Source organism: Micromonospora palomenae (assembly GCF_007829925.1).
Taxonomy (GTDB): Bacteria; Actinomycetota; Actinomycetes; order Mycobacteriales; family Micromonosporaceae; genus Micromonospora; species Micromonospora purpureochromogenes.
This window is the reverse complement of sequence record NZ_VIXA01000007.1, coordinates 68,461-82,054: the sequence shown is the minus strand read 5'-3', so window position 1 is coordinate 82,054 and position 13,594 is coordinate 68,461. Positions and strand designations below refer to the sequence as shown.

General features: G+C 76.5%; 7 protein-coding genes and 1 pseudogene. 4 read left to right on the top strand and 4 right to left on the bottom strand.

The window, feature by feature from the left end:
- Positions 1–594, top strand: a pseudogene (locus tag FHX75_RS30310) (lipoyl synthase); the annotation flags it as partial.
- A 60-nt stretch (positions 595–654) separates the two neighbouring features.
- Positions 655–2,337 carry a hypothetical protein gene (locus FHX75_RS30305; RefSeq protein ID WP_154944002.1) on the top strand — a complete coding sequence of 561 codons (1,683 nt, stop codon included), beginning with the start codon at positions 655–657 and terminating at the stop codon, positions 2,335–2,337.
- A gap of 248 nt (positions 2,338–2,585) precedes the next feature.
- Here the strand turns inward: FHX75_RS30305 and FHX75_RS32075 are convergent, their stop codons facing one another.
- Entirely contained in the window at positions 2,586–5,423 is a 2,838-nt protein-coding gene (locus FHX75_RS32075; protein WP_154944007.1) for an ATP-binding protein, read from the bottom strand.
- Between the two features lie 42 nt (positions 5,424–5,465).
- On the opposite strand from FHX75_RS32075, the gene FHX75_RS32070 reads away from it, so the two are divergent.
- Complete coding sequence (locus FHX75_RS32070) at positions 5,466–8,249, top strand: helix-turn-helix transcriptional regulator (protein ID WP_281290854.1); 2,784 nt, start codon at positions 5,466–5,468, stop codon at positions 8,247–8,249.
- 248 nt (positions 8,250–8,497) lie between these two features.
- Here the strand turns inward: FHX75_RS32070 and FHX75_RS30290 are convergent, their stop codons facing one another.
- A complete protein-coding gene (locus tag FHX75_RS30290; protein WP_154944002.1) occupies positions 8,498–10,180 on the bottom strand; it encodes a hypothetical protein in 1,683 nt (560 codons plus the stop codon).
- Between the two features lie 60 nt (positions 10,181–10,240).
- Entirely contained in the window at positions 10,241–11,230 is a 990-nt protein-coding gene (gene lipA / locus FHX75_RS30285; RefSeq protein WP_154944001.1) for a lipoyl synthase, read from the bottom strand.
- Positions 11,231–11,639: 409 nt separating this feature from the next.
- Here lipA and aspS point away from each other — a divergent pair, with 409 nt between their 5' ends.
- Positions 11,640–12,926, top strand: a complete 1,287-nt coding sequence (gene aspS, locus FHX75_RS30280; protein ID WP_154944000.1) for an aspartate--tRNA(Asn) ligase — start codon at positions 11,640–11,642, stop codon at positions 12,924–12,926.
- 44 nt (positions 12,927–12,970) lie between these two features.
- Here aspS and FHX75_RS30275 read toward each other — a convergent pair whose 3' ends face one another.
- Complete coding sequence (locus FHX75_RS30275; RefSeq protein WP_154943999.1) at positions 12,971–13,594, bottom strand: TetR family transcriptional regulator; 624 nt, start codon at positions 13,592–13,594, stop codon at positions 12,971–12,973.

Below are 13,594 nucleotides of genomic sequence, written 5' to 3'. Positions count from 1 at the left end.
CTACGCCACCATCACCGGCGTCGCCCGCGACGACCTGCCCGACGGCGGGCCTGGCTCTACGCCGAGACGGTCCGGCAGATCCACGCCCTTCAGTCCGGCTGCGGCGTCGAGCTGCTGATCCCCGACTTCAACGCGGTCCCCGAGCAGCTCGCCGAGGTGTTCAGCTCCCGTCCCGAGGTGCTGGCGCACAACGTCGAGACGGTGCCGCGGATCTTCAAGCGGATCCGGCCGGCGTTCCGCTACGAGCGCTCGCTGGACGTGATCCGCCAGGCCCGCGCCGACGGCCTGGTCACCAAGAGCAACCTGATCCTGGGCATGGGCGAGGAGCGGGCCGAGGTCTCCCAGGCGCTGCGCGACCTGCACGAGGCGGGCTGCGAGCTGATCACCATCACCCAGTACCTGCGTCCCTCCCCCCGGCACCACCCGGTCACCCGCTGGGTCAAGCCGGAGGAGTTCGTCGAGCTGCGCGAGGAGGCCGAGGAGATCGGCTTCGCCGGCGTGATGAGCGGTCCGCTGGTGCGCTCGTCGTACCGGGCCGGGCGGCTCTACAAGCAGGCGCTGGAGGCCCGCGAGGGCGTCATCGCCGCCGGCTGAGGCCGGCCGACGGCCGCGTCACCCGCCGCCGGCCCGTGGCCGGATGCCATGATCGCAGGCATGACCACCGGGGTACGCCAGGCGGCGCGCGACGCCGTTCGCCCGCGCACGCCCCGGTGGCCCACGCCGGTGGTGCTCGCCCTGCTGGTCGGCCTGGCCGGGGTGGGGTACCGGCTCGCGTTGTTGCTCGGGGACACCCCACGCACCAACAGCGACGAGGCGACCATGGGGCTCGCCGCGCTGCACATCGCCCGGGGCGAGGACTTCCCGGTCTTCTTCTACGGGCAGGCGTACATGGGTGCGCTGGAGGCGTACCTGGCCGCGCCGCTGCTCGCGCTGGCCGGGCCCTCGGTGCTCGCGCTGCGCCTGCCGCTGCTCGCCCTGTACGCGCTCTTCCTGCTGCTGAGCTGGCGGCTGACCCGCCGCCTCGGCGGGGACCGCTGGTTCGCGCTGCTCGTGGTCGGGCTGCTGGCGCTGGGCGCGGACCGGATCGTCAAGAACCAGCTCATCGCCGGGGGCGGCTATCCCGAGCTGAACCCGATCGGGGCGGGCCTGGCCCTGCTGACCCTCGACCTGGTCACCGGCCGGCCGGCGGGACGCCCGTGGCGTTTCGCCGGGTTCGGCTTCCTCGCCGGGTTGACCGTCTGGGTCGACCCGCTGCTGCTGCCGTACGTGCTGGCGCTCGGGGCGGTGCTCGTCACGATGACCGGGCGGGACCTGCGCGGGCGCCACGGCGTCCTGCTGGCCGGGGCCGCGCTGGTGGGGGCGGCGCCACTGCTCGGGTACGGCCTGGCGCACGGCCACAACCCGCTCGCCGCGGCCGTCACGGCCGGCGGCGGGGACGCGGTGGCGAGCTGGGCGGACCGGCTGCACGGCGGGCTGGTGCTCGGGCCGGCGCTGGGCATGGGCCTCTGCTCCCCGGGGCACTGCGCGACCTGGCAGCTCTGGTGGGCGCTCGCCCTGCCGGTGCTGCTGGTGCTGGCCGGGTTGTCGGCCTGGCGGGCGTGGCGGGCCGACGGCGTGCGGGCGGTGCGGGCTGACGACGTGCGGGCGGCGCGGGCTGACAACGTGCGCGCTGACAACGTGCGGGCTGACGGCGTGCGGGCTGACAGCGTGCGGGCTGACGGCGCTCGGGCGGTGCGGGCCGGCGCGGCGGTCCGGCTCGCGCTGCTGGCCGGGGCGGTGGGCACGCTGGCGGCGTACACGGTCAGCAGCGCCGCCGGGCGGACCCCGGTGGAAAGTGCCCGCTACCTGTCCTGTCTGGCCGTCTCGCTTCCGGCGCTGCTCTGGCCGCTGTGGACCGTGGCACGGCGACGCGGTCCGGTCGACCTCCCGCGGCTCGCGGCCGTCGGCGCGCTGGTCGCCCTGCTCGGCACCGCCACGGTCGCCACCGCCGGCGCCCTGTCCACGGTCCCGGCGAACCGGGCGGAGGCGCAGCGGCACCGCGCGCTGGTCGAGGCGCTGCGCGAGCGGGACGTCCGCCACGTCTACGGCGAGTACTGGACCTGCAACCGGCTCACCTACGCCACCGGCGAGAAGATCGTCTGCGCGGTGCTCGACGAGACGCTGCGCCCCGGCCTCGACCGACTGCCCGCCTACCCCCGCGCGGTCCGCGAGTCACCGGCCCCGGCCTACGTCGCCCCGGTCGGCTCTCCCCTCGCCCGAAGCCTCGACCGCTCCCCGCCCTCGGCCCGACAGGCGGTCACGCTGAACGGCTGGCGCATCTGGCTCCCCCACCCCTGACCCGCCGGCCCGCCCCCGATCCACTCACCTCCGCGCCCGCGGCGCGCCGTTCCTTCCTCACCGCACCGCGCCGGCTTTCCTCACCGCGCCTCCCCCAACGCCCCTCCCGCGTCCCCCAGGCACGCCCCGCTCAGGCGCGCCCCCCGGAGGCATGCACTTTCACGGAAAGAGTGGCCTCGCGGGCCGGATAGCCACTCTTTCCGTGAAGTGCGCGCCTGCGGGGTGGTCGGCGGGGCGAGGGGGGCGGGTCAGCGCGGGGGGTGGAGGAGGTTGAGGCGGTGGGCCAGGGCGGCGGCTTCGACCCGGTTGGTGACGTCGAGCTTGGCGATGATCCGTGAGACGTGCACGCTCGCGGTCTTCGGCGAGATGAAGAGCTGCTCGGCGATCCGGCTGTTGCTGTGCCCCTCGGCGACCAGCCGCAGCACCTCCTGTTCCCGGGAGGTGAGCAGGTCCGCGCCGGGGCGGCCCCGGCTCGCCCCGCGCAGGCCTACGCGGCGGGCCAGGGTGGCGGCCTGCTCGGCCAGCGGGGTCGCGCCCAACCGCTGGGCGATCCCGGCGGCCTCCGCCACCGCCTCGGCGACCTCGTCCCGCTCCCCCGCCGACGCGGCCGCCTCGGCCAGCGCCAGCAGGGCCCGGCCGAGCGGGTACGGCTGGCCGTCGACCCGCCACGCCCGCACCGCCGTACGCCAGGCGGGCAGCGCGCGACCGCCGGCCGTCAGCAGCGCGGCGACCTGGGCCGCGTGGGCCTGCTCGGCGGGCTGCCGGACGGGCAGCTCGGCGGCGAGCGCGGTGACCGCCGCGGCCAGCTCCCGGTCCTCGACCCGGGCGGCGGTACGGGCGGCGGCGCTGAGCACCGGCCACCCCTCGCGGGGCAGGTGCGGCAGGCGGTCGTCGGCCAGCGCGGCGCGGGCCGCCCGGACCGCCTCGACCTTGTCGTCGGCCGCCAGCGCCGCCTCGATCCGCAGTTCGTGCAGGGGCAGCCGGTGGTTCGGCCACAGGTACGGCCGGGCGAGGAAGCCCAACGCGCGGCCGACCAGCTCGTCGGCGGCGGGGTGGGCCCGGGCCAGGCGCAGCCCGGCGCGCAGTTGGAGCCAGTGCAGGCCGGAGACGCCGGGCGGGTCGATCCGGGCCGCGTCGGCGCAGGCCGCGTCGGCCTCGTCCCAGCGGCCCAGGGCGAGCAGCGCCTCGGCCTGGTTGGACAGCAGGTACGCCCCGGTGGAGCGGCTGATGCCGACCCGCCGCGCCTCGCTCACCCCGGCGGCGGCCGCGTCGGCGGACTCGGCGTAACGGCCCAGCTCGAAGAGCACGTCGGAGAGGTGGACCAGCGCGCTGACCAGCGCCGGCGCGTTGCCGGCGGCCCGGGCCAGCGCCTCGGCCCGGCGCAACTCGGCCAGGCCGAGGTCCGGAGCCTGGTCGGTGCGGCAGAGCATGGCGATCCGCGTGGGCAGCAGGGCGAGGTCCTCGCCGACCGCCTCGGCGACCGTGCGCGCCTCGGTGGCGACGGCCGCGGCCAGCTGCGGATCGATCTTCACCAGGTGCGCGGCGATGTCGGCGAGGAGTCGGACCCGCTCCGGTCCGTCCGGTACCCCGCCCGCCAGCCGGTACGCCTCGCGCAGCTCGGCGCTGCCGTCGCTCTTGCCGAGCAGGGCGAGCAGCCGTCCCCGCTGGTCCAGCAGCCGCGCGGCGCGCAGCGGCGCGGCGTCGGCGTCCATCTCGGCCAGCGCGGCCCGGGTGAGGGTGAGCGCCCGGCTGTAGTCGCCGGCCGTGGTGGCGGCGTCCAGGGTCTCCTCCAGCACCGCCAGGTGGTCCATCCCGAGCCGGTCGGCGGCGTCGGGCACCAGCTCCCACAGTTCCAGCACCCGCTCCAGCAGCCGGCTCTGCTCCGCGTACGCGTACCGGTCGGCGGCGGCGCAGGCCGCCGCGCGGGCGGTGACCAGGGCGCGGGGGTGGTCGTGGGCGGCGTACCAGTGGTGGGCCAGCTCGGCCGGGGCGCGGCCGGCGGCGACCAGGTGCGGCTGCGCCTCGATGGCGGCGGCGTACCGGGCGTGCAGCCGGGCGTGCTCGCCGGGCAGCAGCTCGTCGTGGACGGCCTCGCGGACCAGGGCGTGCCGGAACTCGTAGTCGCCGTCCGGGTCGGCGACGACCAGTTGGGCGGCGACGGCGGCGCGCAGCGCGTCCTCCAGCTCGGGCTCGGGCAGGCCGGCGACCTCGGCGAGGAGCTGGTGCGCGAAGCGGGTGCCGCCGGCGGCGGCGATGCGCAGCACCCGCTGCGCGGCGTCGGGGAGCCGGTCGACCCGGGCCAGCAGCAGGTCGCGCAGGGTCTCCGGCAGGGTGGCGCAGCCGACCGGATCGCCGGCCGCGGCCAGTTCCTCGATGAAGAACGGGTTGCCCTGGGTACGTTCGTGGACGTCGTCGACGGCGCGGGCGGCCGGCTCGGCGCCGAGGATGTCGGCGAGGATCGCGGCGGTGCCGTCCCGGTCGAGGCGGCCCAGTTCGATCCGCTCGACGCTGCGGGACCGGTCCAGCTCGGCCAGGAACGGCCGCAGCGGGTGGCCCCGGTGCAGCTCGTCGGTGCGGTACGTGCAGACCAGCAGCAGCCGGGCGGTGCGGGCGGCCCGGACCAGGAAGCCGATCAGGTCGCGGGTGGACCGGTCGGCCCAGTGCAGGTCCTCGATGACCAGCACCAGCGGCTGGTCGGCGGCGAGCCGGTGGAACAGCTCCCCGACCAGGTCGAACAGGTAGCCCCGGGGGGCGTCGGAGAGGGCCGGCCCGGCCGGCGCGGCGACGGCGGCCGGTCCCCGGCCCAGCTCGGGCAGCAGGCGGGCGAACTCCGGCTCGTACCCGTCGAAGACGCCGGGACCGTCGCGGCGCAGCACCTCGCGCAGCGCGGCGGCGAACGGCGCGAAGGGCAGGCCGGCCTCGCCCAGCTCCAGGCACTGGCCGACCAGCAGCCGGGCGCCGGCGGCACCGGCCAGCGCGCCGAACTCCTCCAGCAGCCGGGTCTTGCCGACGCCAGCCTCGCCGCCGACCAGGACGGTGGTGGGTTCCCCGGCCCGGGCGCGGGCCAGGGCGGTGGCGCAGCGCACCGCCCTGGCCCGCGCCCGGGGCCGGGGAAACCCACCACCGTCCTGGTCGGCGGCGAGGCTGCGTCGGCAAGACCCGGCTGCTGGAGGAGTTGCGGCGCGCTGGCCGGTGCCGCCGGCGCCCGGCTGCTGGTCGGCCAGTGCCTGGAGCTGGGCGAGGCCGGCCTGCCCTTCGCGCCGTTCGCCGCCGCGCTGCGCGAGGTGCTGCGCCGCGACGGTCCCGGCGTCTTCGACGGGTACGAGCCGGAGTTCGCCCGCCTGCTGCCCGAGCTGGGCCGGGGACCGGCCGCCGTCGCCGCGCCGGCCGGGCCGGCCCTCTCCGACGCCCCCCGGGGCTACCTGTTCGACCTGGTCGGGGAGCTGTTCCACCGGCTCGCCGCCGACCAGCCGCTGGTGCTGGTCATCGAGGACCTGCACTGGGCCGACCGGTCCACCCGCGACCTGATCGGCTTCCTGGTCCGGGCCGCCCGCACCGCCCGGCTGCTGCTGGTCTGCACGTACCGCACCGACGAGCTGCACCGGGGCCACCCGCTGCGGCCGTTCCTGGCCGAGCTGGACCGGTCCCGCAGCGTCGAGCGGATCGAACTGGGCCGCCTCGACCGGGACGGCACCGCCGCGATCCTCGCCGACATCCTCGGCGCCGAGCCGGCCGCCCGCGCCGTCGACGACGTCCACGAACGTACCCAGGGCAACCCGTTCTTCATCGAGGAACTGGCCGCGGCCGGCGATCCGGTCGGCTGCGCCACCCTGCCGGAGACCCTGCGCGACCTGCTGCTGGCCCGGGTCGACCGGCTCCCCGACGCCGCGCAGCGGGTGCTGCGCATCGCCGCCGCCGGCGGCACCCGCTTCGCGCACCAGCTCCTCGCCGAGGTCGCCGGCCTGCCCGAGCCCGAGCTGGAGGACGCGCTGCGCGCCGCCGTCGCCGCCCAACTGGTCGTCGCCGACCCGGACGGCGACTACGAGTTCCGGCACGCCCTGGTCCGCGAGGCCGTCCACGACGAGCTGCTGCCCGGCGAGCACGCCCGGCTGCACGCCCGGTACGCCGCCGCCATCGAGGCGCAGCCGCACCTGGTCGCCGCCGGCCGCGCCCCGGCCGAGCTGGCCCACCACTGGTACGCCGCCCACGACCACCCCCGCGCCCTGGTCACCGCCCGCGCGGCGGCCTGCGCCGCCGCCGACCGGTACGCGTACGCGGAGCAGAGCCGGCTGCTGGAGCGGGTGCTGGAACTGTGGGAGCTGGTGCCCGACGCCGCCGACCGGCTCGGGATGGACCACCTGGCGGTGCTGGAGGAGACCCTGGACGCCGCCACCACGGCCGGCGACTACAGCCGGGCGCTCACCCTCACCCGGGCCGCGCTGGCCGAGATGGACGCCGACGCCGCGCCGCTGCGCGCCGCGCGGCTGCTGGACCAGCGGGGACGGCTGCTCGCCCTGCTCGGCAAGAGCGACGGCAGCGCCGAGCTGCGCGAGGCGTACCGGCTGGCGGGCGGGGTACCGGACGGACCGGAGCGGGTCCGACTCCTCGCCGACATCGCCGCGCACCTGGTGAAGATCGATCCGCAGCTGGCCGCGGCCGTCGCCACCGAGGCGCGCACGGTCGCCGAGGCGGTCGGCGAGGACCTCGCCCTGCTGCCCACGCGGATCGCCATGCTCTGCCGCACCGACCAGGCTCCGGACCTCGGCCTGGCCGAGTTGCGCCGGGCCGAGGCGCTGGCCCGGGCCGCCGGCAACGCGCCGGCGCTGGTCAGCGCGCTGGTCCACCTCTCCGACGTGCTCTTCGAGCTGGGCCGTTACGCCGAGTCCGCCGACGCGGCCGCCGCCGGGGTGAGCGAGGCGCGGCGGGTCGGCATCAGCCGCTCCACCGGGGCGTACCTGCTGTCCAACCAGGCCGAGGCGCTGCTCGCCCTGGGCCGCTGGGACGAGGCCGACGCGGCCTGCGCCGACGCGGCCCGGATCGACCCGCCCGGCGTCTCCGGCCTGCACTGGCTCCAACTGCGCGCCGGGCTGCGCCTGGCCCGGGCCCACCCCGCCGCCGACGAGCTGGTCGGCCGCGCGTTGGGCTTCCTCGCCCGGCCGTACCTGTGGCCGAACCACCGGCTGCCCCTGCACGAACTGCGGATCGAGGCGGCGCTGGCGGCCGACGACAAGGTCGAGGCGGTCCGGGCGGCCCGCGCCGCGCTGGCCGACGACCGCCTGCCGCACCTGCCCCGCGAGGGGTGGCCGGTGCTCAGCGCCGCCGCCCGTACCGCCGCCCGGGTCGAGGACCGGGAGCTGGCCGCGGCGGTCACCGCGCTCGCCGCCGAGCTGCCCGTCCGGCAGCCCGCCGAGCAGGCCCACGCGGCCCAGGTCGCCGCGCTGCTGACGGCCGGCGGTCGCGCGCTGCCCGCCTGGCGTACGGCGGTGCGGGCGTGGCGGGTCGACGGCCAGCCGTACCCGCTCGGCCGGGCCCTGCTGGCGCTGGCCGAGGCGGCCGCGTCGGCGGGGGAGCGGGACGAGGTCGCCGAGGCGGTGGCGGAGGCCGCCGGGATCGCCCAGCGGTTGGGCGCGACCCCGCTGGCCGAGCAGGCCGCCACCCTGGCCCGCCGCGTAGGCCTGCGCGGGGCGAGCCGGGGCCGCCCCGGCGCGGACCTGCTCACCTCCCGGGAACAGGAGGTGCTGCGGCTGGTCGCCGAGGGGCACAGCAACAGCCGGATCGCCGAGCAGCTCTTCATCTCGCCGAAGACCGCGAGCGTGCACGTCTCACGGATCATCGCCAAGCTCGACGTCACCAACCGGGTCGAAGCCGCCGCCCTGGCCCACCGCCTCAACCTCCTCCACCCCCCGCGCTGACCCGCCCCCCTCGCCCCGCCGACCACCCCGCAGGCGCGCACTTCACGGAAAGAGTGGCTATCCGGCCCGCGAGGCCACTCTTTCCGTGAAAGTGCATGCCTCCGGGGGGCGCGCCTGAGCGGGGCGTGCCTGGGGGACGCGGGAGGGGCGTTGGGGGAGGCGCGGTGAGGAAAGCCGGCGCGGTGCGGTGAGGAAGGAACGGCGCGCCGCGGGCGCGGAGGTGAGTGGATCGGGGGCGGGCCGGCGGGTCAGGGGTGGGGGAGCCAGATGCGCCAGCCGTTCAGCGTGACCGCCTGTCGGGCCGAGGGCGGGGAGCGGTCGAGGCTTCGGGCGAGGGGAGAGCCGACCGGGGCGACGTAGGCCGGGGCCGGTGACTCGCGGACCGCGCGGGGGTAGGCGGGCAGTCGGTCGAGGCCGGGGCGCAGCGTCTCGTCGAGCACCGCGCAGACGATCTTCTCGCCGGTGGCGTAGGTGAGCCGGTTGCAGGTCCAGTACTCGCCGTAGACGTGGCGGACGTCCCGCTCGCGCAGCGCCTCGACCAGCGCGCGGTGCCGCTGCGCCTCCGCCCGGTTCGCCGGGACCGTGGACAGGGCGCCGGCGGTGGCGACCGTGGCGGTGCCGAGCAGGGCGACCAGCGCGCCGACGGCCGCGAGCCGCGGGAGGTCGACCGGACCGCGTCGCCGTGCCACGGTCCACAGCGGCCAGAGCAGCGCCGGAAGCGAGACGGCCAGACAGGACAGGTAGCGGGCACTTTCCACCGGGGTCCGCCCGGCGGCGCTGCTGACCGTGTACGCCGCCAGCGTGCCCACCGCCCCGGCCAGCAGCGCGAGCCGGACCGCCGCGCCGGCCCGCACCGCCCGAGCGCCGTCAGCCCGCACGCTGTCAGCCCGCACGCCGTCAGCCCGCACGTTGTCAGCGCGCACGTTGTCAGCCCGCGCCGCCCGCACGTCGTCAGCCCGCACCGCCCGCACGCCGTCGGCCCGCCACGCCCGCCAGGCCGACAACCCGGCCAGCACCAGCAGCACCGGCAGGGCGAGCGCCCACCAGAGCTGCCAGGTCGCGCAGTGCCCCGGGGAGCAGAGGCCCATGCCCAGCGCCGGCCCGAGCACCAGCCCGCCGTGCAGCCGGTCCGCCCAGCTCGCCACCGCGTCCCCGCCGCCGGCCGTGACGGCCGCGGCGAGCGGGTTGTGGCCGTGCGCCAGGCCGTACCCGAGCAGTGGCGCCGCCCCCACCAGCGCGGCCCCGGCCAGCAGGACGCCGTGGCGCCCGCGCAGGTCCCGCCCGGTCATCGTGACGAGCACCGCCCCGAGCGCCAGCACGTACGGCAGCAGCAGCGGGTCGACCCAGACGGTCAACCCGGCGAGGAAGCCGAACCCGGCGAAACGCCACGGGCGTCCCGCCGGCCGGCCGGTGACCAGGTCGAGGGTCAGCAGGGCCAGGCCCGCCCCGATCGGGTTCAGCTCGGGATAGCCGCCCCCGGCGATGAGCTGGTTCTTGACGATCCGGTCCGCGCCCAGCGCCAGCAGCCCGACCACGAGCAGCGCGAACCAGCGGTCCCCGCCGAGGCGGCGGGTCAGCCGCCAGCTCAGCAGCAGGAAGAGCGCGTACAGGGCGAGCAGCGGCAGGCGCAGCGCGAGCACCGAGGGCCCGGCCAGCGCGAGCAGCGGCGCGGCCAGGTACGCCTCCAGCGCACCCATGTACGCCTGCCCGTAGAAGAAGACCGGGAAGTCCTCGCCCCGGGCGATGTGCAGCGCGGCGAGCCCCATGGTCGCCTCGTCGCTGTTGGTGCGTGGGGTGTCCCCGAGCAACAACGCGAGCCGGTACCCCACCCCGGCCAGGCCGACCAGCAGGGCGAGCACCACCGGCGTGGGCCACCGGGGCGTGCGCGGGCGAACGGCGTCGCGCGCCGCCTGGCGTACCCCGGTGGTCATGCCTGCGATCATGGCATCCGGCCACGGGCCGGCGGCGGGTGACGCGGCCGTCGGCCGGCCTCAGCCGGCGGCGATGACGCCCTCGCGGGCCTCCAGCGCCTGCTTGTAGAGCCGCCCGGCCCGGTACGACGAGCGCACCAGCGGACCGCTCATCACGCCGGCGAAGCCGATCTCCTCGGCCTCCTCGCGCAGCTCGACGAACTCCTCCGGCTTGACCCAGCGGGTGACCGGGTGGTGCCGGGGGGAGGGACGCAGGTACTGGGTGATGGTGATCAGCTCGCAGCCCGCCTCGTGCAGGTCGCGCAGCGCCTGGGAGACCTCGGCCCGCTCCTCGCCCATGCCCAGGATCAGGTTGCTCTTGGTGACCAGGCCGTCGGCGCGGGCCTGGCGGATCACGTCCAGCGAGCGCTCGTAGCGGAACGCCGGCCGGATCCGCTTGAAGATCCGCGGCACCGTCTCGACGTTGTGCGCCAGCACCTCGGGACGGGAGCTGAACACCTCGGCGAGCTGCTCGGGGACCGCGTTGAAGTCGGGGATCAGCAGCTCGACGCCGCAGCCGGACTGAAGGGCGTGGATCTGCCGGACCGTCTCGGCGTAGAGCCAGGCCCCGCCGTCGGGCAGGTCGTCGCGGGCGACGCCGGTGATGGTGGCGTAGCGCAGCCCCATCGCGGCGACCGACTCGGCGACCCGACGCGGCTCGTCGGCGTCGAACTCGGCCGGCTTGCCCGTGTCGATCTGGCAGAAGTCGCAGCGCCGGGTGCACTGGTCACCGCCGATGAGGAAGGTGGCCTCGCGGTCCTCCCAGCACTCGTAGATGTTGGGGCAGCCGGCCTCCTGGCAGACGGTGTGCAGCCCCTCGCGCGAGACCAGGCCGCGCAGCTGGGTGTACTCCGGGCCCATCTTGGCCTTGACCTTGATCCACGGCGGCTTGCGCTCGATCGGCGTCTCGGCGTTGCGGGCCTCGATCCGCAGCAGCCGCCGCCCCTCAGGTGCGGCAGTCGCGGTACGGCCGGCCTGCTCGGTCGTCGGCGTGGAGTGCTCGATCGTCACAAAACCGAGACTACGCCCGGCGGTGGCGGTCGATGAACCGCGGGCGACCGGCGTCACGCCGCAGATGTTGTGACACCGGACACCGGGGGCCGAAAAACCACGTCACACCGGTCCCGCCAGTGGTGCTAGCGTCTGCCGCAGAGCTGTGACGGAGCCGAGTAGGGCCCCGACCCGCCAGTGCAGAGAGCCGCCGGATGCTGGAAGGCGGTCTGGCGCCGGGGCACGAAGACCCTCCCGAGCTGCGGGAAGAACGGCGTTCGCGCCCAGTAGAGCCCGCCCGGCTGGCCCCGGTGAAAAGGCGACGAACGAGGCCCCCGCCCGCGGGGGCGAAGGTGTGGTGGCACCGCGAGGTTCCCGCTCGCCCACACCTCCCTGGGATCGCGTTGCGATCGATCGAGGAGGTACCACCGTGCAACGCATCCTCTCCACCCAACTCCCCGCCCACGTCGGGCGGACCGTCCGGATCGCCGGCTGGGTGCACCGCCGCCGGCTGCTCAAGTCGGTGGCCTTCCTGATCGTGCGGGACGCCGGCGGCCTGAGCCAGGTCGTGGTCAGCGACCCGGCCGTCCGCGCCGCGCTGGAGAAGCTCACCGAGGAGACGGTCGTCGAGGTCACCGCCACGGTGGTCGCGAACCCGACGGCGCCCGCCGGGGTCGAGCTGACCGACCCGACGGTACGACCACTCGGCCCGGCCGCCGTGCCGCCGCCGTTCGACCTGTACCGGCCGACGCTGACGGCGACCCTGCCCACCCAGCTCGACCACGCGCCCACCGCGCTGCGGCACCCGACCCGCTCGGCGGCGCTGCGGATCTCGGCGGCGGCGGTGGCCGGCTTCCGGGCCACCCTCGACGCTCGTGACTTCGTGGAGATCCACACCCCGAAGGTGGTCGGCTCGTCCACCGAGAGCGGGGCGAACGTCTTCGCGCTGGACTGGTTCGGCCGGCCCGCGTACCTGGCGCAGTCGCCGCAGTTCTACAAGCAGCTGATGGTCGGCGTCTTCGAGCGGGTCTACGAGGTCGGCCCGGTGTTCCGGGCCGAGCCGCACGACACGGTCCGGCACCTGGCCCAGTACACCTCGCTCGACGTGGAGCTGGGCTTCGTCGCCGACCACCGGGACGTGATGGCCGTGCTGCGCGCCACCCTCGCCGGGATGCTGGCCGGCGTGGCGGACCGGGCCGGCGCGGCGGTGGCGACCCTCGGCATCGGGTTGCCCGAGGTGCCGGCCGAGATCCCCGCCGTGCACTTCACCGAGGCGTTGCGGATCGCCGGCGCGCCGGCCGACGAGCCGGACCTCGCTCCCGCCCACGAGCGGGCGCTGGGGGAGTGGGCGCGGGCCGAGCACGGCTCGGACTTCCTCTTCGTCACCGGGTACCCGATGGCGAAGCGGCCCTTCTACACCCATCCGGACCCGCAGCGGCCGGCGTACTCCAACGGCTTCGACCTGCTCTTCCGGGGGATGGAGCTGGTGACCGGCGGGCAGCGGCTGCACCGGTACGAGGACTACCTGGCGGCGCTGGCCGCGCGCGGCGAGCCGGTCGAGCCGTACGCCGGCTACGTCGACGCGTTCCGGCACGGCATGCCTCCGCACGGCGGCTTCGCCATCGGCCTGGAACGCTTCGTCGCCCGGCTGACCGGCGCCGCCAACGTCCGTGAGGTCACCGCCTTCCCCCGTGACCTGCACCGCCTCACCCCCTGACGGGTCCCCGCCCCGGCCCGGTTCGCGTACCGGGCCGGGGCGGGTCAGGCGTGCGGGCGGAGTCTGGCGCGCAGGGTGCGGCGGGCCAGCGGTCCGAGGTCCTCGACGACCTCGATGAGGACGGCGAGGCGTTCCAGGGCGTCGAACGCGTCTTGGGCGCCGGCCGGGTCGACGCCCTCGAAGAGTTCCAGCCCGATGAAGGCGGCGGAGATCGCGCGGGCCAGCCCGGCCGGGTCGGCGACCGGGGCGACCGGCGAGTCGCGCAGCAGCCGGTGCAGCACCGTCTCGATCTCGGCCGTCCAGAGCCCGAGCGCGGCGGCCGTGGCCTCCGCGAGCGTCGGGTCGGTCTGCGCCCCGGCGAGCAGTTGGGCCAGCACGGCCACGTTGCCCGCGGAGCGTTCCTGCTCGTGCAGCGCGCGCCCCAGGTCGAGCAGCTCGCGCAGCGATCCGACCTCGGCGAACCGGTCCCGGTAGGCCGCCACCCGGGCCGCCGTCGCGCTGCGGCACGCCTCGGCGAGCAGCGCGTCGACGGTGCCGAAGTGGTAGAAGACCAGGGCCTGGTTGACCCCGGCGGCCGCCGCGATCGTGCGGGCCGAGGCGCCGGCGATGCCGTGGGACCGGATCGCCGCGAGCGCCCCGTCGATCAGCTTCTGCCGGGTGGCGGCCAT

Bases quoted from the DNA above. Each gene is read 5' to 3' on its own strand.
- FHX75_RS30305 (WP_154944002.1), top strand. From the start codon at position 655: ATGACCACCGGGGTACGCCAGGCGGCGCGCGACGCCGTTCGCCCGCGC.
- FHX75_RS30290 (WP_154944002.1), bottom strand. From the start codon at position 10,180: ATGACCACCGGGGTACGCCAGGCGGCGCGCGACGCCGTTCGCCCGCGC.
- FHX75_RS30275 (WP_154943999.1), bottom strand. From the start codon at position 13,594: ATGGCCGCCACCCGGCAGAAGCTGATCGACGGGGCGCTCGCGGCGATC.